Source organism: Gordonia sp. IITR100 (assembly GCF_002009645.1).
Lineage (GTDB): Bacteria > Actinomycetota > Actinomycetes > Mycobacteriales > Mycobacteriaceae > Gordonia > Gordonia hongkongensis.
Genome location: NZ_MVKV01000002.1, coordinates 1 through 24,326, shown reverse-complemented (window position 1 = coordinate 24,326; position 24,326 = coordinate 1). Strand labels below are relative to the sequence as shown.

Sequence of the window (24,326 nt, the reverse complement as noted above, 5' to 3'; positions counted from 1 at the left end):
TTGTGACCGGCAGGCCGACCCCGGTGCTGGACGAACTGCGTGCCGCAACCGCCCGTCTCGCCGCGTCCGGGATCGACTCCGCCCGCCGTGACGCCGAATGGCTGATGGCGCACGTGCTCGGGATCGATGCGGGCCGTCTCGTGCTGGTGGACGCGATCGACGACGCGCCGGCCCGCGCGTTCCGGTCCGCGATCGACCTGCGGTCGCAGCGAATTCCGTTGCAGCACATCATCGGGACCGCCGCGTTCGGCCCGGTCGAGCTGGCCGTCGGCCCCGGAGTGTTCATCCCCCGGCCGGAGACCGAGTACCTCCTCGAATGGGCGGTCGACCGACTCCGCGCCACCCCCGGGCCGCATTCCGCGGCTGATTTCTGCAGCGGCAGTGGGGCACTGGCGATCGGCATCGCCGCGATGAGTCCGGCGACCCGGGTCGTGGCGGTCGAGGCCGACGAGGATGCGCTGGTGTGGTTGCGTCGCAACGTCGCCGCCGCGACACCGGCCGGCGGGTCACGGGTCGACGTGGTCGCCGCGGACGTCACCGATCCGGATCAGGTCGCGGGAGCCATCCCGGCCGGCAGCGTGTCGGTCCTGGTCACGAACCCGCCCTACGTGCCGCTCGACGCCGTGGTCGGACCCGAGGTCGCCCACGACCCGGCTCGCGCGGTCTTCGGCGGCGCGGACGGGATGTCGGTCATCGTGCCGATGGTGCCGGTCATCGCCCGCACGCTGACGCCGGGTGGCGTCGTCGGGATCGAACACGACGACACGACCGCCGACGCCGTCGTGTCGTGCCTGCACGCGCACGGCGACTTCGAGGAAGTCACCCGGCACACGGATCTGACGGGCCGGCCGAGGTTCGTGACGGCGCGCCGACGGCAGGCCGGGTCCGTCGGACGCGGCATGGCAGGATGATCGCGTGAGCACTGTTTTCGACTGCAACGATCCACAGAACCGCTCGTCGGGGATTCGGGCGGCGGTCGGGGCGGCGAAGGCCGGACGGCTGATCGTGATGCCCACCGACACGCTCTACGGCGTCGGATGCGACGCGTTCGATTCCGACGCCGTCGGTGCGCTGCTGGCGGCCAAGCACCGCGGCCGGGACATGCCGGTGCCGGTCCTGGTCGGCTCTTGGCACTCGATCGACGGACTGGTCCTCTCGGTGCCGCAGCCTGCCCGCGACCTGATCGAGGCCTTCTGGCCGGGCGGCCTGAGTCTGGTTGTCCGACAAGCACCCTCGCTGGCGTGGGACCTCGGCGACACCGACGGCACCGTCATGCTGCGGATGCCGCTGCACCCGGTCGCGATCGACGTTCTGCGCGAGGTGGGGCCGATGGCGGTCTCGAGCGCGAACGTCTCGGGGCGTCCGCCGGCGACCACCGCCGACGAGGCGCGCGAACAACTCGGTGACGAGATCGCGGTGTACCTCGACGGTGGCCCGGCGCCGGCCGCGCAGGCGTCGACGATCGTCGATGTCTCCGGGCCGAGTCCGCGCATCCTGCGCGAGGGCGCGGTCTCGACGGACGCCGTCGCCGACGTACTCGACACGGACCCGGCCGCGCTGCTCGCGGAGCGATGAGCCCCGACGCGCCGAGGTTCGGACCACACGGCGTCGAGGCGGGCAGCGCCCCGACCGGTGACGCCGCGGTCGACGCCCTGGTGAGCCGCGAGGTCGGCCGGCGCCGCGACACCTTGCAGCTGCTCGCCAGCGAGACCGAGCCGACGCCCGGGGTGCGTGCCGCGATGGCGTCGGTCTTCGACGCGAAGTATGCGGAAGGGTATCCCGGGGCGCGCTACCACGGCGGTTGTGAGGTGGCCGACGAGCTCGAGGAGCTCGCCGTCGGACGGGCCCGCGCGCTGTTCGGCGCCGAGTACGTCAATGTCCAGCCGCTGTCGGGGAGTGCGGCGAACCTCGCCGTCTATGCCGCCTTCGCCCAGCCCGGAGACCCGGTGCTCGCGCTGCGCCTCGAACACGGCGGCCACCAGACGCATGGTTCTCGGGCGAACTTCTCCGGCCGGTGGTTCTCGCCATTGCACTACGAGGTCCGCCGCGACGACGAACTCGTCGACTACGACCAGGTCCGGGATCTCGCGCTGGTGCACCGCCCCCGCATCCTCGTCGCCGGCGCCGCGTCCTACTCGCGGACGTTCGACTTTGCGTCCCTGCGCCGGATCGCCGACGAGGCCGAATGCATCCTCTGGGTCGACGCCGCACATCTCGCCGGGCACATCGCGGCCGGCCTGCTGCCCTCGCCGGTGCCGCACGCCGACATCGTCACCCTGTCCACCAACAAGGTGATCCGCGGTCCGCGCGGCGGGGTCATCCTCGCGCGGGCCGAACACGGCGAGGCCCTGCGCAAGGCGGTCTTCCCGTTCGTGCAGGGCGGTCCCGCGATGCACGCCGTCGCCGCGAAGGCGGTCGCCTGCGCGGAATCCGGTACCGACGAGTTCGCCGGCTACGTCCGTCGTGCGGTGGACAACGCCCGCGGTCTCGCCGCGGAACTGGCGTCTCGGGGCGCCCGGGTGGTGTCCGGCGGCACCGACATCCACCTCGCGGTCGTCGACGTCAGCGGCTTCGGCATCTCCGGGATGGAGGCGCAGCACCGGCTCGGCGCGGCCGGGATCGTCGTCGACAAGGCGGTCCTCCCGTTCGACACCCGCCCCGTCTCCGAGGGATCGGCGATCCGGATCGGTACGCCGGTGGCCACCGAGCGCGGCATGACCGCCGCGATGCATCCGGTCGTCGCCGACGCGATGGCCGCGGCGATGTCGACGCGCGACCGTGAGACACACGAGCGGATCCGTCGCGAGATCGCCGCACTGGCCTACGGGTAGCGTGGTCGCAATGTCAGAGACCCTTGCCCGTCTGACACCGGTGGTGGCGCGATGACCGGTGGCGCACCGGCCTTGCTCGCCGCCGCCGCGGACGGGGGAGGGACGGGGGTTCCTCTGCGCGAGCTCCTGCTCGTGGGGCTCACTGCCGCGGCCATGACCTACCTCCTGACCTCGGCGGTCCGCGTGTTCGCGATCCGCGCCGGCGCGGTCGCCGTGCCGCGGGTCCGCGACGTGCATGTGATCCCGACACCTCGCCTCGGCGGGCTCGGGATGTTCGGTGGGGTGGTGGCCGGGATCGCGCTCGCCGCGAACCTCCCCGCGCTCAATCGCGGATTCGCCTACACCACGGACATGACGGCGGTGATCGCCGCCGGCACGGTGATCGTCCTCGTCGGCGTCGTCGACGACCGGTGGGGCCTGGACGCGCTGACCAAATTCGTCGGTCAGCTCACCGCCGCCGGCGTTCTGGTGCTGCTCGGCATCAGCTGGCTGCAGCTCTACATCCCGTTCGCCGACATCGGCACGCTGGTGCTCGACCCGCTGCAGGCCGGTCTCCTCACGGTCGCGATCACGGTCGCGACGATCAACGCGATCAACTTCGTCGACGGCCTCGACGGTCTGGCCGCGGGATTGGGACTCATCGCCGCGGCGGCGATCTGTATGTTCTCGCTCGGTCTGCTGCGCGACCAGGGCGGCGACGTCAGCTACTACCCCCCGGCCCTCATCTCGGTGGCACTGGCCGGCGCGTGCCTCGGATTCCTCCCGCACAACTTCTCGCCGGCACGGATCTTCATGGGTGACTCGGGTGCGATGCTGATCGGTCTGCTGCTCGCCGCGGCCTCCACGAGTGCCTCGGGCCGTATCGCCGTGAACGCCTACGGACCGGCCGACATCTTCACGCTGCTGTCCCCGCTGATCCTGGTCGCCGCCGTCGTCTTCATCCCGATGCTCGACATGCTGCTGGCGGTGATCCGGCGGACCCGGGCCGGCGTCGGTTTCTACACCCCGGACAAGATGCACCTGCACCACCGCCTGCTCGAACTCGGGCACTCGCAGCGCCGGGTCGCGCTGATCATCTATCTGTGGGTCGGGGTGCTCGCGTTCTCGGCGGCGGCCAGCACGCTGTTCCCGCTGTCGGTGGTCGCCCCGGCCTTCGGTGCGGGCCTCGTCGTCGCGATGCTGGTGACGATGGCGCCGCGCCTGCATCGACGCCTCGCCGAACTGCGAACGTCGACGAAGGCGTACCGCTGACCGGCGTCTGCGACCCTGTCATTTCCGTGAGGGCGATACCTGGGCCTAAGGTAAGGAAACCGTAAATTATCGTGTACTATCGCCCGTAGTAGTCAACATGTGCGCAGACCCGGACACAAAGCCCCGGTTCTGTCTCACACGACGCAATACCCCCCGGTGAGACACCAAGAATGGTGTTGGTAGGGTCACAACGAAACGCGAGCTGACGCCCAGCGGCCATGTGTTGCTGCACGTACGCGGGTGATCCGTGCCATCGGTATGGAGTAGGAGAGCTGAGGAGGGACATGACCGCATCTGCCCCTGATTCGGCCCCCGTCTATCCCCAGGCGCCGACCGGACTCCGCCGCCCCGCGCTCATCGCGGGCGGGTTCATCGTGGTCGTGGCTGCCGTCTCGCTCGCCGTCGGACATCCGCTCTTCGCGGTGTTCTTCCTTCTCGGTGTCGCCGGGATCTTCGTCAACGCGATCCTCGTCCGACGTGCCGTCGACGTCGTGGTCGCCGACGAGAACCCGCGCAAGACCGCCCTTGCTCTCAACTCCGCCATGCGACTCGGTGCCATCACGGCGCTCGCGCTGCTGGCGGCTTTTCTGGTCCAACCCGACGGGTTGGGCGCGATGTTCGGACTCGCCATCGGCCAAGTGGTCTTGGTGCTGAACACGGTCATTCCGGTGATGAAAGGACTTCGTAGCCAACCATGACGACCGCCTTCAACCTTGCCGCAGAGGATGGCGAACCGGCCATCCAGGTGGGTCACTACACCAAGTTCGAGCTGTTCGGACTGACCTTCAACCTGGAGACCATCATCGCGACGGCGCTGGCCGCGGCGATCATGCTCGCGCTGGCGTTCTACCTGAAGTCGAAGGTCACCTCGACCGGCGTGCCGTCGGGTGTGCAGCTGTTCTGGGAGGCCATCACCATCCAGATGCGTGGGCAGGTCGAGAGTGCCATCGGCATGAAGATCGCCCCCTACGTTCTCCCGCTCGCGGTCTCGCTCTTCACCTTCATCCTGATCTCCAACTGGCTGTCCGTCCTGCCGGTCCAGGTCGGTCACCACGAGATCCTCAAGCCGCCGGCCGCGGACGTGAACTTCGCCTACGCCCTCGCGCTCTTCGTCTTCGTCTGGTACCAGATCGCCGGCTTCCGGAAGCGCGGCCTGCTGGGTCACCCGAAGCGGATCATCAAGGGCCACGTCGCATTCCTCGCGCCGATCAACGTCATCGAGGAGTTCACCAAGCCGATCTCGCTCTCGCTGCGACTCTTCGGCAACGTCTTCGCCGGCAGCATGATGGTCGCCCTGATCGCACTCTTCCCGCCGTACATCATGTGGGCGCCCAACGCGATCTGGAAGTCCTTCGAGCTTTTCGTCGGTCTGATCCAGGCGTTCATCTTCGCGCTGCTGACGATCCTCTACTTCTCGCAGTCGATGGAGACCGAGGATCACTGACCCGCCCGAACCCGGGCACCGCGCGGAGACGGACACGGCCGCGCCCACAACCGAACATGACGACCTGCTCCGGCACCTGTCGGCGCAACTCCAGACCTGACACACCAGATGTCAGCAACGAAAGGGAAATATCACAATGGATCCAATGATTGGCCTCGGCGCACTCATCGGTGGCGGCCTGATCATGGCCGGTGGCGCCGTCGGTGCCGGTATCGGTAACGGTCTGGCCGGTAGCCAGCTGATCGCCGGTATCGCTCGCCAGCCCGAGGCACAGGGTCGCCTGTTCACCCCGTTCTTCATCACCGTCGGTCTGGTCGAGGCGGCCTACTTCATCAACCTGGCCTTCATGGCGCTCTTCGTGTTCGCCACCCCGATCAGCGCCGGCTGATCGTCGCTCTCCCTTTTGTCGCCGAGTAGAAACGACACCTCACCACAATGACGCTTGCTGCAGAGAACTTCCTGCTCCCGAATGGAACGTTCTTCGTTGTCCTGCTCATCTTCGTGATTTTGCTGCTGGTCATCCGCAAGTTCGTGGTTCCGCCGATCCAGCAGGTCCTCGAGGAGCGGGACGCGATGATCCACCGCACCGTGGAGGACAACCGGACCGCCGCCGCCGAATTCGAGGATGCGGACGTCCAGTTCCGTTCGCTCCTCAAGGAAGCGCGCGGTGAGGCCACCGCCAAGCGCGACGATGCTCGCGCCCAGGGGCGGGAACAGCTGAACGAGATGAAGCAGCGAGCGACCGCCGAGGCCGACGCCGCCCTGCAGTCGACCAGCTCCGAGCTGGCGACGCAGGGTGAGCAGGCCGCTTCGACGGCTGCAGCTGATGTGGACGCACTCGCCAAGACGCTTGCGGCGCGTGTGCTCGGTGTCGACTCGGCAACTCTTTCCGATACCCGATCGACGAGCGGAGCGGTGAACTGATCATGGCTGCCAACACTGAGACCGAATCCGACCAGGGCCCCATCGGCACCTGGCTGCACGACATCGGTGCTGCGTTCGACCCCGCGATCTTCATCGCTCAGCTCTTCGGCTTCGCGGTCATCCTCTTCCTCCTGTGGAAGTACGTCCGGCCGCCGGTGGCGAAGATGATGCGGGATCGACAGGAGACCGTGCGTCAGCAGCTCGCCGAGAGCGAGGCCGCTGCCAAGCGCGTCGCCGACGGCAAGCAGGCCCGCGAGAAGGCGGTCGCCGAGGCCAAGGCCGAGGCGGAACAGATGCAGAAGGACGCCGCGGCCGACGCCGAGGCGATCACCTCCGACATCCGCGCACAGGCCGACCACGAGGTCAAGCGCATCTCCGAGCACGGCCGCAACCAGGTCGCCCTGGTGCGCGCCAACCTCGTTCGTCAGCTGCGCACCGATCTCGGACTCACCGCGGTCGACAAGGCCGGCGAACTGGTGCGCAATCATCTCGCCGACGACTCGGCCCAGGCGGCGAGCGTCGACCGGGTCATCGACGAACTCGAGGAGATGTCGTCGGGTTCGGCGAACGCGGTTCCCTCGAGCGCCTCGCTCGTCGGTCTGCACGCGATGCGTGCCGCCAGCCGCGACGCCGCTCTCGCCGTGTCGGAGCACTTCGATTCGGCGGCAATCGATCTCGACGGTTCGGCACTTGCCGACGCCTCGGGTGACCTCACCGCGGCCATCAACTTCCTCGGCGAGAACCCGGTCCTGCGCAAGCGCCTGGTCGAGGACGACGAGAACCCCGAGGGCAAGAAGGCCATGGTGCACCGTCTGTTCGACGGCAAGCTCGCCCCGGTCGTCGTCGAGGTGCTCGCGACCGCGTCGAGTCAGCGGTGGTCGTCGTCGAGCGACTTCGTCGTCGGTCTGCGTCGTCAGAACTCCCTGATCGTCCTCACCGCCGCCGAACGCGACGGGGTCATCGAGCAGGTCGAGGACGAGCTCTTCCGGGTGAGCCGAGTCCTCGAGGCCAACCCGCAGCTGTCCTCGCTGCTGTCCGACCACGGCAAGGACGCCGACAAGCGCGTCGACCTGCTGAAGAAGCTGGTCGGCGACAAGGTCGGCACCCACACCTGGACGCTGCTGTCCTCGACCGTGCGCCTGCTGCACGGCCAGGCCGCCGACGTCGCGGTCGATCAGCTCGCCGAGCTGGCCGCCGCCCGTCGCGGCGAGTCGGTCGCCCACGTGGTGTCCGCCTCACCGCTGTCCGATGCCCAGATCGATCGACTGTCGGGCGTGCTCGGCGGAATCTACGGTCGGACCATCTCGGTGCAGACCGAGATCGCCCCGGAACTGCTCGGCGGTCTCCGGATCAGTGTCGGCGACGAGGTCATCGACGCCGATGTCGCGACACGGCTGGCCAAGGCCGCCGAGACGCTGCCGCGCTGACGACCACCCCGACACACCCGAACCCACGAAGCCCAGAGCTCAGAGCCTTCGAGACTCCGAGCCACATCAAGGAAAGACGAGAACCCATGGCGGAGTTGACGATCTCACCAGACGAGATCAAGGGAGCGATCGAGCAGTACGTCTCGTCGTTCGAAGCCGAAGCGTCGCGTGACGAGGTCGGCATCATCACCGATACCTCGGACGGCATCGCCCACGTCAGCGGCCTTCCGAGCGCAATGGCCAACGAGCTCCTCGAGTTCCCCGGCGGCGTCCTCGGCGTCGCACTGAACCTCGACGAGGACGAGATCGGCGCCGTGATCCTGGGTGACTACGAGTCCCTGGAAGAAGGCCAGCAGGTCAGCCGCACCGGCGACGTGCTCTCCGTCCCCGTCGGTGATGCGTTCCTGGGACGCGTCATCAACCCGCTGGGTGCCCCGATCGACGGCCAGGGCGACATCGAAGCCGACGAGCAGCGCGTCCTCGAGTTGCAGGCCGCCACCGTGCTCGAGCGCCAGCCGGTCGAGGAGTCCCTCGCCACCGGCATCAAGGCCATCGACGCCATGACCGCCATCGGCCGCGGACAGCGTCAGCTCGTCATCGGCGACCGCAAGACCGGCAAGACCGCGGTCTGCATCGACGCCATCCTGAACCAGAAGGCCAACTGGGAGACCGGCGACCCCACCAAGCAGGTTCGCTGCATCTACGTCGCGATCGGTCAGAAGGGTTCGACCATCGCCGGCGTCAAGTCCGCCCTCGAAGAGGCGGGCGCGATGGAGTACACCACCATCGTCGCGGCTCCCGCCTCGGACTCGGCCGGCTTCAAGTGGCTGGCCCCGTACACCGGCTCGGCCATCGGCCAGCACTGGATGTACCAGGGCAAGCACGTCCTCATCGTGTTCGACGACCTGACCAAGCAGGCCGAGGCCTACCGCGCCATCTCGCTGCTGCTGCGTCGTCCGCCGGGCCGCGAGGCATACCCCGGTGACGTCTTCTACTTGCACTCCCGTCTGCTGGAGCGTTGTGCGAAGCTGTCCGACGAGCTCGGCGGTGGCTCGATGACCGGTCTGCCGATCATCGAGACCAAGGCCAACGACGTCTCGGCGTTCATCCCGACCAACGTCATCTCGATCACCGACGGCCAGGTCTTCCTGGAGTCGGACCTCTTCAACAAGGGTGTTCGACCGGCCATCAACGTCGGTACCTCGGTGTCGCGCGTCGGTGGCGCCGCCCAGACCAAGGGCCTCAAGAAGGTCTCGGGATCGCTGCGTCTGGAGCTGGCCCAGTTCCGTGAGCTGGAGGCCTTCTCGGCCTTCGCCTCCGACCTCGACGACGCCTCGAAGGCACAGCTCGAGCGCGGTGCCCGCTGGGTCGAGATGCTGAAGCAGGACCAGTACAGCCCCTTCTCGGTCGAGGATCAGATCGTCTCGATCTATCTCTGCGGTGAGGGCCACTACGACTCGGTCCCGGTCGACGACGTGCGCAACTTCGAGACCCAGCTGCTGAGCCACCTGCACCACAACGCGACCGGTGTCTACGACTCGATCGCCGGCGGCAAGGTGCTCAGCGACGACCAGGCCGAGGCCCTGATCGCCGAGACCAACAAGTTCAAGAACGGCTACCTCACCCACGACGGCCGTCGCGTCGTCAACGAGGCCGAGGCCGAGGCGATGGATGCCGACAACGTCGAGAACGAAGAGATCAAGATCCGCAAGTGATCTCAGACGTCAACGGACATCGCGAAAAGGAAGGGGTGAGGGCTCATGGCCAGCATTCGTGAGCTGCGCTCACGCATCCGGTCGGTCCAGTCGACCAAGAAGATCACCAAGGCTCAGGAACTGATCGCGACCTCGCGTATCACCAAGGCACAGGGACGGGTGGCGGCGGCCAAGCCGTACTCGCAGGAGATGACCGCCGTGCTCTCGGAGCTGGCGAGCAACTCGGGATCGCTGGACAACCCGCTGCTCAACGAGCGGGAGAACCCGAAGCGCGCGGCGATCCTGGTCGTGACCAGCGACCGCGGTATGTGCGGTGGTTACAACGCGAACGTGCTCAAGGCGACCCGCGAACTCATCGCGCTCCTGCGCGACGAAGGCAAGGAAGCGGTCCTGTTCGTCATGGGTCGCAAGGGTGTCGGGTTCTTCAGCTTCCGGGGTCTGGAGATCTCGGACTCGTGGACGGGCTTCTCGGAGTCACCGCAGTACTCGGACGCGGCGACGGCGACCAGCTTCCTGGTGGACCTCTTCCAGGCAGGATCGGGCACCGAGGTCGAGCGCCCAGAAGGAGACGGCACCCTCGAGGGTGTCGACGAGCTGCACCTGGTCTACACGCGGTTCCAGTCGATGCTGGCGCAGGTGCCCGAGGTCCGGCGGATCGCCCCGCTGGTCGTGTCGCACGACGAGGATTCGTCCGACGACACGCCGTCGCGCAACTACACCTTCGAACCCGGGGCCGACGCCCTGCTCGACGCGCTGCTGCCGAAGTACGTGGCGACGCGGGTCTACGCGGCGCTGCTGGATTCGTCGGCATCGGAGTCGGCCGCGCGCCGCACCGCGATGAAGGCCGCGACGGACAACGCCGAAGAACTGTCCAAGTCGTTGTCGCGCGAGGCCAACCAGCTCCGCCAGGCCCAGATCACCCAGGAAATCAGCGAGATCGTCGGCGGCTCGAGCGCACTGGCGAATTAGCGTGCGCGCCAGCCGAGTCCGGATCGACGAGAACCCATACTTCGATAAAGAGGAAGTGACCCAAGCACCATGACCGCAGCAGTAGAAACCCCCTCCGCGCAGTCGGTGGGTTCCGCCGACGGGCGGGTCGTCCGCATCATCGGCCCCGTGGTCGACGTCGAGTTCCCGCGGGGCTCGATTCCTGAACTGTTCAACGCCCTGCACGCCGAGGTCGCTCTCTCCTCGGTCGCCAAGACCCTGACCCTCGAGGTCGCGCAGCACCTCGGTGACAACCTGGTGCGCACGATCTCGATGCAGCCGACCGACGGCCTGGTCCGCGGCGCGGCCGTGTCCGACACCGGCAAGTCGATCGTCGTGCCGGTCGGCGACGTCGTCAAGGGCCACGTGTTCAACGCCCTCGGTGACTGCCTCGACAGCCCGGGCCTCGGCCGCGACGGCGAGCAGTGGAGCATCCACCGCAAGCCGCCGGCCTTCGACGAGCTCGAGGGCAAGACCGAGATCCTCGAGACCGGCATCAAGGTCATCGACCTGCTGACCCCGTACGTCAAGGGCGGCAAGATCGGTCTGTTCGGTGGTGCGGGCGTCGGCAAGACCGTCCTCATCCAGGAGATGATCACGCGTATCGCGCGTGAGTTCTCCGGCACCTCGGTGTTCGCCGGCGTCGGTGAGCGCACCCGTGAGGGCACCGACCTCCACCTCGAGATGGAGGAGATGGGCGTTCTCCAGGACACCGCGTTGGTGTTCGGTCAGATGGACGAGCCGCCGGGCACGCGTATGCGCGTGGCGCTGTCGGCGCTGACCATGGCGGAGTACTTCCGCGATGTGAAACACCAGGACGTGCTGCTCTTCATCGACAACATCTTCCGCTTCACGCAGGCGGGCTCGGAGGTCTCGACCCTCCTCGGCCGTATGCCGTCCGCGGTGGGTTACCAGCCGACCCTGGCCGACGAGATGGGTGAGCTCCAGGAGCGCATCACCTCGACCAAGGGTCGTTCGATCACCTCGCTGCAGGCGATCTACGTCCCCGCCGACGACTACACCGACCCGGCACCGGCCACGACCTTCGCGCACCTCGACGCGACCACCGAGCTCTCGCGTCCGATCTCGCAGCTGGGTATCTACCCCGCCGTGGACCCGCTGACCTCGACCTCGCGCATCCTCGAGGCGTCGATCGTCGGCGACGAGCACTTCCGCGTCGCCAACGAGGTCAAGCGCATCCTGCAGAAGTACAAGGAACTGCAGGACATCATCGCCATCCTCGGTATGGACGAGCTCTCCGAAGAGGACAAGGTCACGGTGCAGCGTGCGCGCCGTATCCAGAAGTTCCTCGGCCAGAACTTCCTCGTCGCCGAGAAGTTCACCGGCCAGAAGGGCTCGGTCGTCCCGCTCGCCGACACCATCGAGGCCTTCGACCGTGTCGCCAAGGGCGAGTTCGACCACCTGCCCGAGCAGGCGTTCAACAGCTGCGGTGGACTCGACGACGTGGAGGCCGCCGCCGCCAAGATCAGCGGAAAGTAGCGGTTCGCCATGGCTGAGAAGTCCTTCCACGTCGAGGTTGTCTCCGCGGATTCGAGCCTGTACTCGGGAGAGGCCACGTTCGTGATCGCGCAGACCACCGTCGGTGAGCTGGGTGTCCTGGCCAACCACGAGCCGCTCCTGGGCCAGCTGGTCCCGGGTGGCTTCGTGGTCATCGTCGAGGAGAACGGCAACCGTCGTGCGGCAGCGGTCGAGGGCGGGTTCCTCTCCGTCACCGGCGAGGCCGTCACGGTGCTGGCGGAGTCGGCCGACTGGGCCGACGACGTCGACGTCAACGCGGAGAAGACCGCGCTCGACGAGGCGGAGCCGGATTCGCCCGAGTACCACCGTGCTCACGCGCGTCTGACTGCGGCACAACACCTTTCCCGGTAGAGCGAGCCGCGCGAGCGGTTAGGGTCAACGACCGACCTCGGCCGGCCATCGGAATTCTCCGATGGCCGGCCGAGGTCGTTTGGCGTCTCATGTGCACGTTCTGGCATGCTTGTTCCACAGCCCCCCTGTCCCGCGTGTATGCAGCCCAAGCCGTCTGGAGCCCTACCGGGTTCGACGCTTCGCCTATCCGCGGTGACTGCACGAAGGAGTAGGTGATGTCGCTGGCGGTCGTGATGCTCAGTGTGCTGCTGGCGGTGGCGCTCCTGTTGTGTGGCTTCCTGGCGCTGCGTCTGGCGCAACTCCGTCGCGCGGGCACTCCGGTCCTGCTGCGCACGGTGCCGGCCGGCGTCGACCAGGGATGGCGTCACGGCACCGTGCACTACAGCGACGACTCTCTGCGCTACTACCGGCTCACGTCGCTGAAACCGGGGCCGAACGTGACGTTCGCACGACAGGGCATGGAGATCTCCGGTCGTCGCGCCCCCGAGGGCACCGAGACGGAGATCCTCGACGGCATGCTCATCCTCCAGGTGCAGACCGCCGGCCGCGCCGAGGACGACTACGAACTGGCGATGGGCCCGGGTGCGGTGACCGCGTTCCAGTCCTGGCTCGAATCCCGGCAGTCCGCGAGATCGCAGCGGCGCCGCAGCGCCTAGGAATCCGGCTGCGCCGGGGCTTTCCCGCCCGTCTTCGCCGGGTCTTGATGGACCGGCTTCGCCGGGGGCCGTTGCCGGTTGCCGCCCGGAACCCACTTGACGTCGCCGGGGGAGTTCGCGCCCTGCTGGTCGCCTCCCGCGGCGGGGCGAGTGCGGTTCGCCACCCGCGACAGGATGAACAGCAGATCCGACAACCGGTTCAGGTATTTCGCGGGCAGCACGCTGGTGTCGTCGGGGTGGGCGGCGACCGCGGCCCACGCCGAGCGCTCGGCCCGTCTGGTCACCGTTCGTGCCTGATGCAGCAGGGCAGCCAGCGGTGTGCCGCCCGGCAGGATGAACGAGTCCAGTGCGGGCAGATCGGCACCGAAGGAGTCGCACCAGCGCTCGAGGGCGTCGATGTAATCCTGCGCGATGCGCAGCGGCGGGTACTCGGGGTCGTCGACGACCGGCGTGGAGAGGTCGGCGCCGGCGTCGAAGAGGTCGTTCTGGACGGTCGTGAGCACTTCCCGCAGGTCGTCGGGGACGTCACCCCCGAGTGCCAGGGCGACACCGATGACGGCGTTCGCCTCGTCGCAATCGGCGTAGGCGACGACACGCGGATCGGTCTTGGACACCCGGGAGAAGTCGCTCAGCCCGGTGGAGCCGTCGTCGCCCGTTCGGGTGTAGATCCTCGTCAGGTGTACCGCCATGCGTCGAATGTACTGCGCCGGACCCACGGGATCGGACGCACGGTCGGAGGACGTACTGGCCGGTGGGCCGGTGACCCCGGACGGTTAAGGTGGCAGTCGTGAGCGATCGGTTTCTGGTGTCCGGGGGAGCGCGTCTGTCCGGCGAGGTGGCAGTGGGGGGCGCGAAGAACAGCGTCCTGAAACTCATGGCCGCGGCCCTCCTCGCCGAGGGGACGACCGTGCTGACCAACGCACCCGAGATCGCCGATGTCCCGCTGATGGCGGACGTTCTCCGCGGTCTGGGTGCGGTCGTCGACATGGACGGCGAGACGGTCACCATCACGGCGCCGGCGGAGCCGAAGTTCCATGCCGACTTCGCGGCGGTCCGGCAGTTCCGCGCCTCGGTCTGTGTCCTCGGCCCGCTGATGGCGCGTTGTCACCGGGCCGTCGTGGCGCTGCCCGGCGGAGACGCGATCGGGTCGCGGCCGCTCGACATGCACCAGGCGGGTCTGCGCGCCCTCGGCGCCACCAGCTCGATCGAGCACGGCTGCGTGGTGGCCGAGGCCGACACGTTGGTCGGCGCACCGATCGCGCTGGAGTTCCCGTCGGTGGGGGCGACCGAGAACATCCTCATGGCCGCCGTGCTGGCCGAGGGACAGACCACCATCGACAACGCCGCCCGCGAGCCGGAGATCGTCGACCTGTGCGTGATGCTGCAGCAGATGGGCGCACAGATCGACGGCGCCGGCACCTCGACCCTGACCGTCGTCGGTGTGGACCGGCTGCATCCGACGACGCACCGGGTGGTCGGAGACCGCATCGTCGGTGCCACCTGGGGGATTGCGGCCGCCATGACGCGCGGTGACGTCACCGTGCGCGGCGTGAAACCCGAGCACCTGCAGCTGGTTCTGAACAAACTGGGCGACACCGGCGCGGTGGTCGACACCTTCGACGACGGCTTCCGGGTCCGGCACGACCGCCGGCCCACCGCCGTCAACGTCTCGACGTTGCCGTTTCCCGGATTCCCCACCGATCTGCAGCCGATGGCGATCGGCCTCGCCGCCATCTCCGACGGCATGTCGGTGATCACGGAGAACGTCTTCGAGGCCCGGTTCCGCTTCGTCGAGGAGATGGTCCGTCTCGGTGCGGATGCGCGGACCGACGGCCACCACGCCGTCATCCGCGGGATCGACCGCCTGTCGAGTGCGCCGGTCTGGTGTTCGGACATCCGGGCGGGCGCCGGCCTCGTGCTGGCCGGGCTCGTCGCCGACGGCGTGACCGAAGTACACGACGTCGAGCACATCGACCGCGGGTACCCGCACTTCGTGGAGATCCTGCGCAGTCTCGGCGGTGAGATCGAGCGCGTGCGCGACTGAACCCTGTCCGATCGGACAGGTACCGGCCCGTCCGGCCGGGTGCACTGTGGTCGAGGACGGGCAGGACCCCTTGTCCCGGTTGTGATCTGGACGACATTCTCGTTGTGACAGACCAACCGTCACAAGGAGTTCACCACCATGGCCATTGAGCTGAACCAGATCTGGGACTTCCCGATCAAGGAGTTCCATCCGTTCCCGAAGGCGAAGCTGGGTGTCGGCGCGCACGACATGCTCGGTGTCGAGGCCAAGGACCTGGGCATGACCCGTGCGCTCCTGATGACGACGGGTCTACGCGGCTCCGGGATCATCGAGGAGCTGATCGGCAAGATCGAGTACCAGGGCGTCGACGTGGTGCTCTACGACCAGGTGGAGTCCAACCCCAAGGACTACAACTGCATGGACGCCGCGGCCCTCTACCAGTCGGAGAAGTGCGACGGCATCATCTCGGTCGGTGGCGGCTCCAGCCACGACGCCGCCAAGGGTGCACGTATGGTCATCGCCCACGACGGCCGCAACATCAACGAGTTCGAGGGCTTCTCCAAGGCCACCAACAAGGAGAATCCGAAGCACATCGCGGTCTCGACGACGGCCGGCACCGGCTCGGAGACCTCCTGGGCCTACGTCATCACCGATACCTCGGACATGAACAAGCCGCACAAATGGGTGGCCTTCGACGACACCTGCCTCGTCGACCTGGCGATGGACGACCCGCTGCTCTACTACACGTGCCCCGAGCACTTCACCGCCTTCTGCGGTTTCGACGTGCTCGCGCACGCGAGCGAGCCCTACGTGTCGCGTCTGGACTTCGCACCCTCGCTGGGCAATGCCAAGTACTCGATCGAGCTGATCCGCGACCATCTGCGCACCGCCGTGTACGACCCGCGAAACCTGGCGGCCCGCACCGGGATGATGTACGCGCAGTACATCTCCGCGCAGGCGTTCAACTCCGGCGGCCTCGGTCTCGTGCACTCGCTGTCGCATGCGGTGAGCGCGTTCTATGACAGCCATCACGGGCTGAACAACGCCATCGCCCTTCCCCGCGTCTGGGAGTACAACCTGCCGTCTCGCTACGAGCGTTACGCCGAGATCGCCGCGCTGCTCGGTGTCGACACATCGAAGATGACGACGGTCCAGGCCGCCGACGCCGCCGTCGAGGAGGCCATCCGGCTGGGCAAAGACCTTGGTATCCCGGACAACTTCGGTCAGCTGTCGACGAGCAGTTACGACAAGAACCGGATGAACACCGGCAAGTACGAGGGTCGTGGCGAGACCATGGATACCTCCGACAAGCAGATCCGCGCCATCGCCGAGCACATGATGGACGACTGGTGCACGCCGGGCAACCCGCGTGAGAGCACCGTCGAATCGCTGATTCCGATGGTGGCGCACGCATTCACGGGCAGCTACTGATCCGCCCGCTCGCCCGCCTGATCCGAGATCCCGACTGTTCCGAGAACCGCAGGCCGACAAGGAGTCCGACATCCGATGACGCACGTGTGCGCACCTCGGGAAACCGCCGAGGACATCACCCGGGACATCACCCCGGACAGCCGTTCCTTCCCGTCCGTGGAGGAGCTGACCGACGCGTTGGGTGAGCAGGGCTACCTGATCGGTCCGGAACTCGCGGTCGTCGTCCATCTCGCGACGCTCCTCGACCGGCCCCTCCTGCTGGAGGGGCCGGCCGGGGTCGGCAAGACGGAGCTGGCGAAGGCGTTGGCGGCGGCTTCGGGGCGCGAGCTGGTACGGCTGCAGTGCTACGAGGGTCTCGACGAGTCGCGTGCCCTCTACGAATGGGATTACGCACGACAGCTTCTCCATGTGCAGATGCTGCGCGATCGCATCAGTGCGGAACTCGCCGCCGAGACGACCCTCTCGGCCGCGAGTTCGGCGCTGGCGCGCGCCGAGGTCGGCGTCTACACCGAAGACTTCCTGGTGGCCCGGCCACTGATGGCGGCCATCACGTCGCCCTCGCCGACGGTCCTGCTCGTCGACGAGATCGACCGCACCGACGAGGCGATGGAAGCGGTGATGCTCGAGGTCCTCGCCGAGCGCCAGGTGACGGTCCCCGAACTCGGGACGTTCACGGCACGGTCGTCGCCGTGGGTCATCCTGACCTCCAACGACACCCGCGAACTCTCGCCCGCGCTCAAACGTCGCTGCCTGCACTTCCAGGTCGACTACCCGGATCCGCAGACCGAGCGGGACATCGTCGCGGTCCGCGCCCCCGACGTCGAGGAGACGATCATCGGCGAGGTCGTCGACCTCGCCCGGCGGCTTCGCGATCTCCCGTTGCGCAAGAGTCCGTCCATCGCGGAGGTCATAGACGCCGCGCGGGCCGCCTCGTACCTCGGAGCACGGGACGGACAGGTGGGCACGCCGATCGACGCCGAGCATCGCAGCGCTCTGCTGGCGTTGCTCGTGAAGTTCGGTTCGGACGGCGAGATCGCCCGTCGCGCTCTGTCTTCCGAACACGGAGGGTCGCCGCCGGCAGGCTCGCCGGTCGGCGTGGACGGGACCACGCCCGGAGGGTCGGTGACCGCGCGCGCCTTCGGAGCGGGGCGCGCCCGCAGTGCGGGTGTCCGACCGGGACGATGACGCCGATGACTGCGGCGTCGGCCACCCCGGTACCCGTCGCGAAGGCGAGGCGGGCGGACCCGCTCGACCTGCTCGCGGTCGCGTTCGGAAGGGTCCTGCGGAGCTCCGGGATCGCGGCCTCGCCCGCCGAGGTCATCGAGATCCGGCGGACCCTGTCGATGGTCGGCTGTGCCGAGCCGGCGGTCCTGCGTGCGGCGCTACAGAGCGTGTGCGTCAAATACGGCTACGAGACAGCGGGTTTCGAGCGGGCCTTCGAGCTTTTCTTCCTCGGCGCCGAACCCGATAGCGCCGACGAGGACGACCTTCCCCGGGCCCGCGGCGTCGCGGCCGATCTGCCCGATGACGTGGTCTGGGACGAGGAATTCGAGGGCGCTGCCCGCCAGATCGGCGCCGACGAACACACCGACGAGATCGGCCACCTGATGGCCGACGATCCCGACGCCGCGCACCGGAACGCCGAGAGCGCTCACCGGGAGGAGAACGACTTCAGCGTCTCGGCCGGCGCCGAGCAGCTCGGCGTCGACCCGGACGGCGGCACGACCGGTGGGGGAGTGACCTACACGGTCGAGGTCGACTCCGCCGACTCGTCGACCGTCGGCGAACTGACCGGATCGGCGGCCCGGGTCTCGAGTCGGCCGCTCGGGCTGACCGGCGCCCACGCCATCCTCGCCGCACTCGACGCCTACGATCCGCGCAAGGCATACGGCACCGACGGCAACGACGACCTCGGCGATGCGCGGAGAGCCGAACTCGAACGCGCACTGGGTGCTTTCGTCGACGCACTGGTCGCCCGACTGGACGCCGACGGAGTCGTCGAGGCAGTGTCCGGCGCGGACCGGCGGGCCGAGGGGTACGTCGACCAGGCGGAGATCGATCGCGCGTGCCACCGGCTGATCCAGCGCATGCGCGGCGCGCCGCGACGGGTGGTCCGTCCGGTCGACCGTGGTGCGCTGGACATCAGGGCAACGATGCGAGCGGCGGCCGCGACCGACGGTGTGCCCGCCGAACTGTGGCGACGCCGCCGGCGCCCCGGTCCGGTCCGGATGCTCGTCCTCGTGGACGTCTCGCTCTCGGTCCGGCCGGTCACGGGGTTCATCCTGCGTCTGGCACAGACACTGCACCGCTTCGGTGACCGTTGCGAGGTCATCGCGTTCGTGGATAGGCCGGTGCGCGTCACGACCGCATTGCGGACCGCGGCCGCCGACTCGGCCCTCGCAGCGGTGCTGGCCGCCGACGGTCTCGATCTCGCCGCGACGAGCGATTACGGGCGCATGTTCGGCGAACTGCTGGGCGAGTTCGGAGACCTGATCAGCAGACGGACCTCGGTACTGGTCGTCGGGGACGCGCGCAGCAACGGACTCGACCCGCGCGTCGACCTCGTCGCCGAGGTGGGCCGGCGATCGCATCGGATCGCCTGGATCACACCGGAACCCGAACGCTACTGGCAGCAGTCCGGGTGCGCGATGGCCGACTACGCCGACCACTGCAGCGGCGTCGTCAGCGTGCGCGACGGTGCCGAGATGCTCGCGCGCTGCGACGAGTTGGGTGCGGCGCTCCGATGAGGTGGGTAGCGTCGGGGTACCGGTGAGACGACCGGCCGGTGTGGTCGAGCGGAGTGGTCGGGACGGATGGATCGGAGGCAGGTCGGATGCTGGGTGACGCGCGCCGCCGGACCTCGGGCCAGGTCGCCAAGTTCCACACCCCGGAGATCGTCCTCGGACCGGGAGCCTTCGGAGAGGTGCCGGTGGCGACGGCGGGACTCGGGATGCGCAGACCGTTCGTCGTCAGCGACCGTTGTCTCGAGCGCACGCCCTGGTACGCCCAGCTGATCGCCGGGCTGCGCGCCGGTGGACTCGACGCGGCGTCGTACCTGGATGTGTCGCCGAACCCGCGGTCAGGCGAGGTCGCGGCCGCGTTCCTCGCCTACAAGGCGCACGACGCCGACGGACTCGTCGCACTGGGTGGCGGCTCGGTGATCGACGCCGCGAAAGGGGTCGCCGTGCTGGCTGCAAACGGCGGCCACATCCTCGAGTACGAGGGGATCGACCGCGCGCGGCGACCGCTCCCACCGCTCATCGCGGTGCCGACGACGGCAGGTAGCGGCGCGGACGTCTCCCAGTTCTGCATCATCAACGACGCCGAGCGGCGCACCAAGGTGACCATCATCGGGCGGTCGCTGGTGCCGGATGTGACGGTGAGCGACCCGACCCTGCTGATGACCGCGCCCGCCGAGGTCACCGCGCAGGTCGGCATGGACGTGCTGACCCACTGCGTCGAGGCCTATGTCTCGCTCGCGCACGGGCGGCTCACGGATTCGCTTGCGCTGGAATCGATTCGCGGTGTGTGGACGCATCTCGAACGGCTCGTCGACGATCCGCGTGACCGGGTGGCGGCCGAGGAGATGTCGCTCGCGGCGCTACGGGCGGGGATGGCGTTCACCAACGCGATACTCGGCGCCACGCACGCGATGAGTCACCCGGTCGGCGGGCACTGCGACGCCCCGCACGGCGCGATCAACGCCGTCCTGCTGCCGCACGTGATCCGCTACAACGCCCATGTGTGTGCCGACGGCTTCGTCGACCTGGCCGACGCCATCGGGGTCGAGACATCCGGTGACGCCCGGACCGTCGCCGACCGACTGGCCGATGCGATCGCCGCGCTCGGCGCCCGGGTCGGCATGCCGGCGTCGCTCGAACCGCTGGGCGTGCGCAGCGCCGACCTCGACCGCCTCACCGCCCACGCGCTGGCCGATTCGTGCATGACCACCAACCCGCGGCGTCCGCAGGCCGCAGGCATCCGGGACCTCTACGCCGAAGCGCTGTGATGACCGGTCCGTCGCCCGAGCGAAGCGCTCTCCCCGAACAGGCCGACCTCGAGAGCCTGGTCGGACTCCGCAGCGTCAAGGGCAGCCATTACGCGGCGCTGCGCGGTGTCGAGGCGCGACTGAGTCGCGTCGTCGATGCGCTGGAACGGATTTCGCGCGCGCTCGTCCGTACGGCTGAGGGGCCCGAGGCCCTGGTCATCGCGGTCGTCGAGGCGGCACGGGACCATCTGGGCGCGGACTGGGTCGTCTTCGCGCTCGCGGACGGCCGACTCGAGCAGTCGGCCCCGCGCCACCTGATCAGCGCGAGCGGTGGTCGGCTCTACGCCTTCGAAGGGTCCGAGCGGGCCGCCACACCCGACGACCTGCCCGACGAGGTGCTCAACCGGCTCAACGACATCCTCCGCGGACACGAGACCGTCCTGCACGGCGCGATCCTCCAGGAGGACCACGTCCACGTCCCCGTCGAACTCGACGGCAACGTCGTCGGGGGACTGTCGGCCTGGACACCGGTCGGTCGCATGGTCGATCCCACCGATCTCGTCGTGCTGCGCATCCTGGCCAGCCAGGCGATCGTCGCACTGCTCAACGCCGAGCTGTTCTCCGAGACCGACCGCCACGCAATGGAACTCGCCGAGCGCAACACCGAACTGGAACGTACCCAGCGCGAACTGTCGGCGGCGATGCGGGCGACCGTGCTCAACGAGGAGCGCGGACGGATCGCCCGCGAGCTCCACGACTCGGTCACCCAGTCGGTGCTGTCGGCGGGGGTGCAGATCGAACTGTGTCGCGGCATCGTCGAAGGTCCCGCACTCGATCGCCTGGAGATGGCGGGCCGGCTGACCAAGGAGGCCGTGGAGCAGTTGCGGTCGTTCATCTACGCGCTCAACAACGCCACGAACGCGCCGTCGCCGAGTGTGCGCGACGTCCTGACCGAGCTGTGCTCGTTGCACATGCCGCCGGACCTGCGCACGGCGGTCCACATGCGCGGCCGGGAGCGCGATCTTGCCGATGAGGTCCAGCACGCCCTGCTGCGGATCGCCGGCGAGGCCCTCTTCAACACCGCCGTACACTCGCGTGCCCACCAGGTCACGGTGACCCTCACCTACGCCATGGACACCGTCGCACTGTCGGTCGACGACGACGGCGTCGGTGATCCCGAACATCTGCGCCGGGTGATGCGCACTGCGTCGCTCGGCGATCTCACGGCCGGACGGCACCGCGGCCTGGCCAACATGTCCTCGCGCGCCGCCGAGCTCGGAGGCGAACTGCGGATCCGCCGGTCGCGCATCGGCGGTATCCGCGTCGCGGTGGTGCTGCCGATCGGCACGGCCGGCACCGCGACGCCCGACGACCCGCTCAGAACGAAGGAGTTCGGTTGAGTGACAACGACATCAGGCGCCCCATCCGGACCCTTCTCGTCGACGACCACGCCCTCCTGCGCCAGGGGATGCGGTCGCTGCTGGAGCGCGAGGACGTCGTGGACGTGGTCGGCGAGGCGGGATCGGCCGACGCCGCGCTGGCCGAGGTGAACGCCCGACACCCCGATGTCGTCGTGGTCGACCTCAAGCTGTCGGCGGGCACCGAGTACGAGGGGCTGCGGCTCATCGAGCAGATCGCGCAGCGCCACCCGGAGGTCGCCGCGCTGGTGCTGACCACGTTCCTCGACGACGATCTGGTCGTGCGCGCCGTGCGGGCGGGAGCCCGGGGGTACGTGGTCAAGGATGTCGACACGACCGAACTCGTGCGCGCGATCCAGGCGGTGTCCGGCGGCGGCAGCGCCTTCGACCCGCGCAGCGCGGCCGTCGTCCTCCGCGCGGTGTCCGGCGAGAACGAGAAGTCCGAGGCACTCAGCGACCGGGAGCGCGAGGTCTTGCGGCTCCTCGCCGACGGGCTGTCGAACAAGCGGATCGGCGAGACGCTCTACATCTCGGAGTCAACCGTGAAGTTCCACATTCGCAACATCATTCGCAAGCTCGGGGTGTCCAAGCGGACCGACGCGGTGTACATCGCCAGCAAACGCGGGCTGATATGACGCGGTCGCTCGGTACCGCGGCCGGACTCGAGGAATCAGGACCCGGGGGTGAGGACGAGCCATCCGCCGTGATCGACGAGGACCTCGGCGCCGGCATGCGGGACGGCTCGAGCCCAGCCGCACAGGTCGTTCTCGGTGAGCCGGACGAGGTGGCCGAAGTGCGGGCTCGGCTCGTCTTCGAACGGCACGCCGATGACCACGCGCTGCCGGGCGACCCGGAGGGCCTCGCCGATCGCGGCGTGCGCCCCCGCGGGATCGAGGTGTTCGAGGAGATGGATGAGCGTGACGGTGTCGGCCGAGTCGTCGGCGTAGGGGAGAGCGATCGCGTTCCCGACGGTTGCGACGACGGGCAGTCGGAGTCGGTGAGCGGCGTCGGAGAGCAACGACACCGCTCCGGGCGAGATGTCGCAGGCCGCGACCTGGAGACCGTCCAGGGCGCAGGCGAGAGCGAAGAAGCCGAAGCACGATCCCACCTCGAGGACGGCCCCGCCCGAGACGAGTCTCCGCGCGCGTTTGTGGACGGGCGCGAATGCCGATGCGCCCGTGCGTAGTTCGCGAAGCGAGTTGTCGTAGAAAGCCGCCCACGCGTCGGTGGACCTACTCGCCGAGGTGCGGATGATCCCCATCGCGGCGGATTCGAACTGCGACTGCCCGGCCAACACGCCGGCCTCGACGAGAGCGACGAGTCCGTCGACGACCACGGCGTCGGAGATGCTGTGCTCGTCGAAGGGATGGGCGATGTGCAGGACGCCCGCCTGTCGGCGCCAGGAGAGGAGACCGCAACGCGTGAACCCCTCGGGGACAAGCGCGGACGAGACAACCCGCGGTGGGAGTCCGGGTACCGGCGATGCGCCGATGGGCGCGGTCGTCGGGGTCGTGGCCAGTTCGGTCGCGGTCATGTTTCGACCGTATGAACCCTCTGACCTGCGCATAACTGACCGACCGGGGGTGATGACCTGTCCGAAAGGACGGTCTGCGACGCACGTCACATCGATGTGATTCACCGAAATCCGCGCGCAGCAGCGGGATTCGACTCCGATGGGAAAGCGATGACCTGCGACGATGGCTGTACTGGCGGGCGGCGAGCAGGCGATTTGACCCCAGCGATCCGCTTGCGTAACTTTCTTCAAGTCAGCGAGCCACGGCGCCGCCCCGGAAGGGCCTGGAAGGGTCTGATGGTGGGGAGTGGAGACCGGGTTTCTTGGCTGGCCGCCCCTGAATATTTTGGCTTGAGTCGTTGTGGCTCGGGTAGAGTGTTTGGGGTTGCTGGGTCTCTCAGTGGTTCGGAATTCTTCGGGGTTGCGGGCTGCGGGTGGGGTCTGGTAGGCTGGAAGAGTTGCCCCGGAGACGGGGTGGCTGGCAAGGTTGAATGCGAAGTCTGCTGGTGAGAGCCCTGATGTGGGGTGGGTAGCTGGTGGGTGTGTGTTCTTTGAGAACTCGATAGTGTGATGATGAATTGTCTGATGCCAATTTGGCATCGTGCATCTTTGTGGATGTAGATGTTTGTTTTTTGTGTGGCGTTCGGGCCCCGTCCTGGGTGTCACATTTTGCTAGGTTTATTTTGGTCAGGTTGTGCTTTCCTGATTGTGTTGAAACGCCGGCCCTTGTGGGGTTGGTTTTGTTTCACGGTTTTTTCATGGAGAGTTTGATCCTGGCTCAGGACGAACGCTGGCGGCGTGCTTAACACATGCAAGTCGAACGGAAAG

23 protein-coding genes and 1 rRNA gene are annotated in these 24,326 nt (G+C 68.1%); 22 read left to right on the top strand and 2 right to left on the bottom strand.

Translation table 11 applies throughout. The features are described 5' to 3' along the window. Positions 1–2 precede the first annotated feature (2 nt). The 14 genes from B1818_RS03960 to B1818_RS03895 all read left to right on the top strand — a co-directional run bounded on the left by B1818_RS03960 (position 3) and on the right by B1818_RS03895 (position 13,125). Entirely contained in the window at positions 3–911 is a 909-nt protein-coding gene (locus B1818_RS03960) for a HemK/PrmC family methyltransferase (RefSeq protein ID WP_058252754.1), read from the top strand. 4 nt (positions 912–915) lie between these two features. Continuing rightward, on the top strand, positions 916–1,575 hold the full coding sequence (locus tag B1818_RS03955; protein ID WP_058252755.1) for an L-threonylcarbamoyladenylate synthase: 660 nt from the start codon (positions 916–918) through the stop codon (positions 1,573–1,575). Next, on the top strand, positions 1,572–2,831 hold the full coding sequence (glyA, locus tag B1818_RS03950; RefSeq protein WP_078112010.1) for a serine hydroxymethyltransferase: 1,260 nt from the start codon (positions 1,572–1,574) through the stop codon (positions 2,829–2,831). The genes B1818_RS03955 and glyA overlap by 4 nt, the downstream gene beginning before the upstream one ends. A gap of 51 nt (positions 2,832–2,882) precedes the next feature. Further along, complete coding sequence (locus B1818_RS03945) at positions 2,883–4,082, top strand: glycosyltransferase family 4 protein (RefSeq protein ID WP_078112009.1); 1,200 nt, start codon at positions 2,883–2,885, stop codon at positions 4,080–4,082. A gap of 284 nt (positions 4,083–4,366) precedes the next feature. Then, on the top strand, positions 4,367–4,780 hold the full coding sequence (locus B1818_RS03940) for a hypothetical protein (protein ID WP_004021250.1): 414 nt from the start codon (positions 4,367–4,369) through the stop codon (positions 4,778–4,780). Then, entirely contained in the window at positions 4,777–5,526 is a 750-nt protein-coding gene (atpB, locus tag B1818_RS03935) for a F0F1 ATP synthase subunit A (RefSeq protein WP_058252757.1), read from the top strand. The genes B1818_RS03940 and atpB overlap by 4 nt, the downstream gene beginning before the upstream one ends. Positions 5,527–5,662: 136 nt before the next feature. Next, complete coding sequence (locus B1818_RS03930; protein ID WP_004021252.1) at positions 5,663–5,914, top strand: F0F1 ATP synthase subunit C; 252 nt, start codon at positions 5,663–5,665, stop codon at positions 5,912–5,914. A 47-nt stretch (positions 5,915–5,961) separates the two neighbouring features. Further along, entirely contained in the window at positions 5,962–6,450 is a 489-nt protein-coding gene (locus tag B1818_RS03925) for a F0F1 ATP synthase subunit B (protein WP_055474991.1), read from the top strand. Positions 6,451–6,452: 2 nt separating this feature from the next. Beyond that, the gene (locus B1818_RS03920) at positions 6,453–7,877 is read left to right on the top strand and encodes a F0F1 ATP synthase subunit B/delta (RefSeq protein WP_058252758.1); all 1,425 of its coding nucleotides are present in this window, start codon (positions 6,453–6,455) and stop codon (positions 7,875–7,877) included. Positions 7,878–7,963: 86 nt separating this feature from the next. After that, complete coding sequence (atpA, locus tag B1818_RS03915) at positions 7,964–9,592, top strand: F0F1 ATP synthase subunit alpha (protein WP_055474989.1); 1,629 nt, start codon at positions 7,964–7,966, stop codon at positions 9,590–9,592. Positions 9,593–9,637: 45 nt separating this feature from the next. Further along, a complete protein-coding gene (locus tag B1818_RS03910; protein ID WP_055474988.1) occupies positions 9,638–10,561 on the top strand; it encodes a F0F1 ATP synthase subunit gamma in 924 nt (307 codons plus the stop codon). Between the two features lie 69 nt (positions 10,562–10,630). Then, entirely contained in the window at positions 10,631–12,079 is a 1,449-nt protein-coding gene (gene atpD, locus B1818_RS03905) for a F0F1 ATP synthase subunit beta (RefSeq protein WP_078112008.1), read from the top strand. Positions 12,080–12,088: 9 nt separating this feature from the next. Continuing rightward, positions 12,089–12,469, top strand: coding sequence for a F0F1 ATP synthase subunit epsilon (locus tag B1818_RS03900; RefSeq protein WP_055474987.1), 381 nt, complete (start codon positions 12,089–12,091; stop codon positions 12,467–12,469). A 215-nt stretch (positions 12,470–12,684) separates the two neighbouring features. Then, positions 12,685–13,125 (top strand): DUF2550 domain-containing protein, encoded by a 441-nt coding sequence (locus tag B1818_RS03895; RefSeq protein ID WP_058252759.1) that lies wholly within the window; start codon positions 12,685–12,687, stop codon positions 13,123–13,125. Here the strand turns inward: B1818_RS03895 and B1818_RS03890 are convergent. After that, the gene (locus B1818_RS03890) at positions 13,122–13,814 is read right to left on the bottom strand and encodes a cob(I)yrinic acid a,c-diamide adenosyltransferase (protein ID WP_058252760.1); all 693 of its coding nucleotides are present in this window, start codon (positions 13,812–13,814) and stop codon (positions 13,122–13,124) included. The genes B1818_RS03895 and B1818_RS03890 overlap by 4 nt on opposite strands. A gap of 98 nt (positions 13,815–13,912) precedes the next feature. Here B1818_RS03890 and murA point away from each other — a divergent pair, with 98 nt between their 5' ends. The 7 genes from murA (at position 13,913) to B1818_RS03855 (ending at position 22,620) form a co-directional block, all read left to right on the top strand. Then, positions 13,913–15,169: a UDP-N-acetylglucosamine 1-carboxyvinyltransferase gene (murA, locus tag B1818_RS03885; RefSeq protein WP_058252773.1), complete on the top strand. Its 1,257-nt coding sequence runs from the start codon at positions 13,913–13,915 to the stop codon at positions 15,167–15,169. A gap of 138 nt (positions 15,170–15,307) precedes the next feature. Next, positions 15,308–16,579 (top strand): NDMA-dependent methanol dehydrogenase, encoded by a 1,272-nt coding sequence (mdo, locus tag B1818_RS03880; RefSeq protein WP_004021262.1) that lies wholly within the window; start codon positions 15,308–15,310, stop codon positions 16,577–16,579. Between the two features lie 75 nt (positions 16,580–16,654). After that, the gene (locus B1818_RS03875) at positions 16,655–17,764 is read left to right on the top strand and encodes a MoxR family ATPase (protein WP_058252761.1); all 1,110 of its coding nucleotides are present in this window, start codon (positions 16,655–16,657) and stop codon (positions 17,762–17,764) included. A gap of 5 nt (positions 17,765–17,769) precedes the next feature. Further along, entirely contained in the window at positions 17,770–19,326 is a 1,557-nt protein-coding gene (locus B1818_RS03870) for a VWA domain-containing protein (RefSeq protein WP_058252774.1), read from the top strand. An 86-nt stretch (positions 19,327–19,412) separates the two neighbouring features. Then, complete coding sequence (locus tag B1818_RS03865; protein WP_078112007.1) at positions 19,413–20,588, top strand: iron-containing alcohol dehydrogenase; 1,176 nt, start codon at positions 19,413–19,415, stop codon at positions 20,586–20,588. After that, positions 20,588–21,967 carry a GAF domain-containing sensor histidine kinase gene (locus B1818_RS03860; protein WP_058252763.1) on the top strand — a complete coding sequence of 460 codons (1,380 nt, stop codon included), beginning with the start codon at positions 20,588–20,590 and terminating at the stop codon, positions 21,965–21,967. Before B1818_RS03865 ends, B1818_RS03860 begins: the two co-directional genes overlap by 1 nt. Continuing rightward, entirely contained in the window at positions 21,964–22,620 is a 657-nt protein-coding gene (locus B1818_RS03855; RefSeq protein ID WP_058252764.1) for a response regulator transcription factor, read from the top strand. Before B1818_RS03860 ends, B1818_RS03855 begins: the two co-directional genes overlap by 4 nt. Positions 22,621–22,655: 35 nt before the next feature. Here B1818_RS03855 and mftM read toward each other — a convergent pair whose 3' ends face one another. Continuing rightward, positions 22,656–23,519, bottom strand: a complete 864-nt coding sequence (mftM, locus tag B1818_RS03850; RefSeq protein WP_058252765.1) for a mycofactocin oligosaccharide methyltransferase MftM — start codon at positions 23,517–23,519, stop codon at positions 22,656–22,658. A gap of 734 nt (positions 23,520–24,253) precedes the next feature. Between mftM and B1818_RS03845 the strand changes: the two genes are divergently transcribed. Continuing rightward, positions 24,254–24,326 (top strand): 16S ribosomal RNA (locus B1818_RS03845); the annotation flags it as partial.

Coding starts and splice junctions, on each gene's coding strand:
- glyA (WP_078112010.1), top strand. CDS start 1,572: ATGAGCCCCGACGCGCCGAGGTTCGGACCACACGGCGTCGAGGCGGGC.
- B1818_RS03945 (WP_078112009.1), top strand. CDS start 2,883: ATGACCGGTGGCGCACCGGCCTTGCTCGCCGCCGCCGCGGACGGGGGA.
- B1818_RS03940 (WP_004021250.1), top strand. CDS start 4,367: ATGACCGCATCTGCCCCTGATTCGGCCCCCGTCTATCCCCAGGCGCCG.
- atpB (WP_058252757.1), top strand. CDS start 4,777: ATGACGACCGCCTTCAACCTTGCCGCAGAGGATGGCGAACCGGCCATC.
- B1818_RS03930 (WP_004021252.1), top strand. CDS start 5,663: ATGGATCCAATGATTGGCCTCGGCGCACTCATCGGTGGCGGCCTGATC.
- B1818_RS03925 (WP_055474991.1), top strand. CDS start 5,962: ATGACGCTTGCTGCAGAGAACTTCCTGCTCCCGAATGGAACGTTCTTC.
- B1818_RS03920 (WP_058252758.1), top strand. CDS start 6,453: ATGGCTGCCAACACTGAGACCGAATCCGACCAGGGCCCCATCGGCACC.
- atpA (WP_055474989.1), top strand. CDS start 7,964: ATGGCGGAGTTGACGATCTCACCAGACGAGATCAAGGGAGCGATCGAG.
- B1818_RS03910 (WP_055474988.1), top strand. CDS start 9,638: ATGGCCAGCATTCGTGAGCTGCGCTCACGCATCCGGTCGGTCCAGTCG.
- atpD (WP_078112008.1), top strand. CDS start 10,631: ATGACCGCAGCAGTAGAAACCCCCTCCGCGCAGTCGGTGGGTTCCGCC.
- B1818_RS03900 (WP_055474987.1), top strand. CDS start 12,089: ATGGCTGAGAAGTCCTTCCACGTCGAGGTTGTCTCCGCGGATTCGAGC.
- B1818_RS03895 (WP_058252759.1), top strand. CDS start 12,685: ATGTCGCTGGCGGTCGTGATGCTCAGTGTGCTGCTGGCGGTGGCGCTC.
- B1818_RS03890 (WP_058252760.1), bottom strand. CDS start 13,814: ATGGCGGTACACCTGACGAGGATCTACACCCGAACGGGCGACGACGGC.
- mdo (WP_004021262.1), top strand. CDS start 15,308: ATGGCCATTGAGCTGAACCAGATCTGGGACTTCCCGATCAAGGAGTTC.
- B1818_RS03875 (WP_058252761.1), top strand. CDS start 16,655: ATGACGCACGTGTGCGCACCTCGGGAAACCGCCGAGGACATCACCCGG.
- B1818_RS03870 (WP_058252774.1), top strand. CDS start 17,770: ATGACTGCGGCGTCGGCCACCCCGGTACCCGTCGCGAAGGCGAGGCGG.
- B1818_RS03865 (WP_078112007.1), top strand. CDS start 19,413: ATGCTGGGTGACGCGCGCCGCCGGACCTCGGGCCAGGTCGCCAAGTTC.
- B1818_RS03860 (WP_058252763.1), top strand. CDS start 20,588: ATGACCGGTCCGTCGCCCGAGCGAAGCGCTCTCCCCGAACAGGCCGAC.
- mftM (WP_058252765.1), bottom strand. CDS start 23,519: ATGACCGCGACCGAACTGGCCACGACCCCGACGACCGCGCCCATCGGC.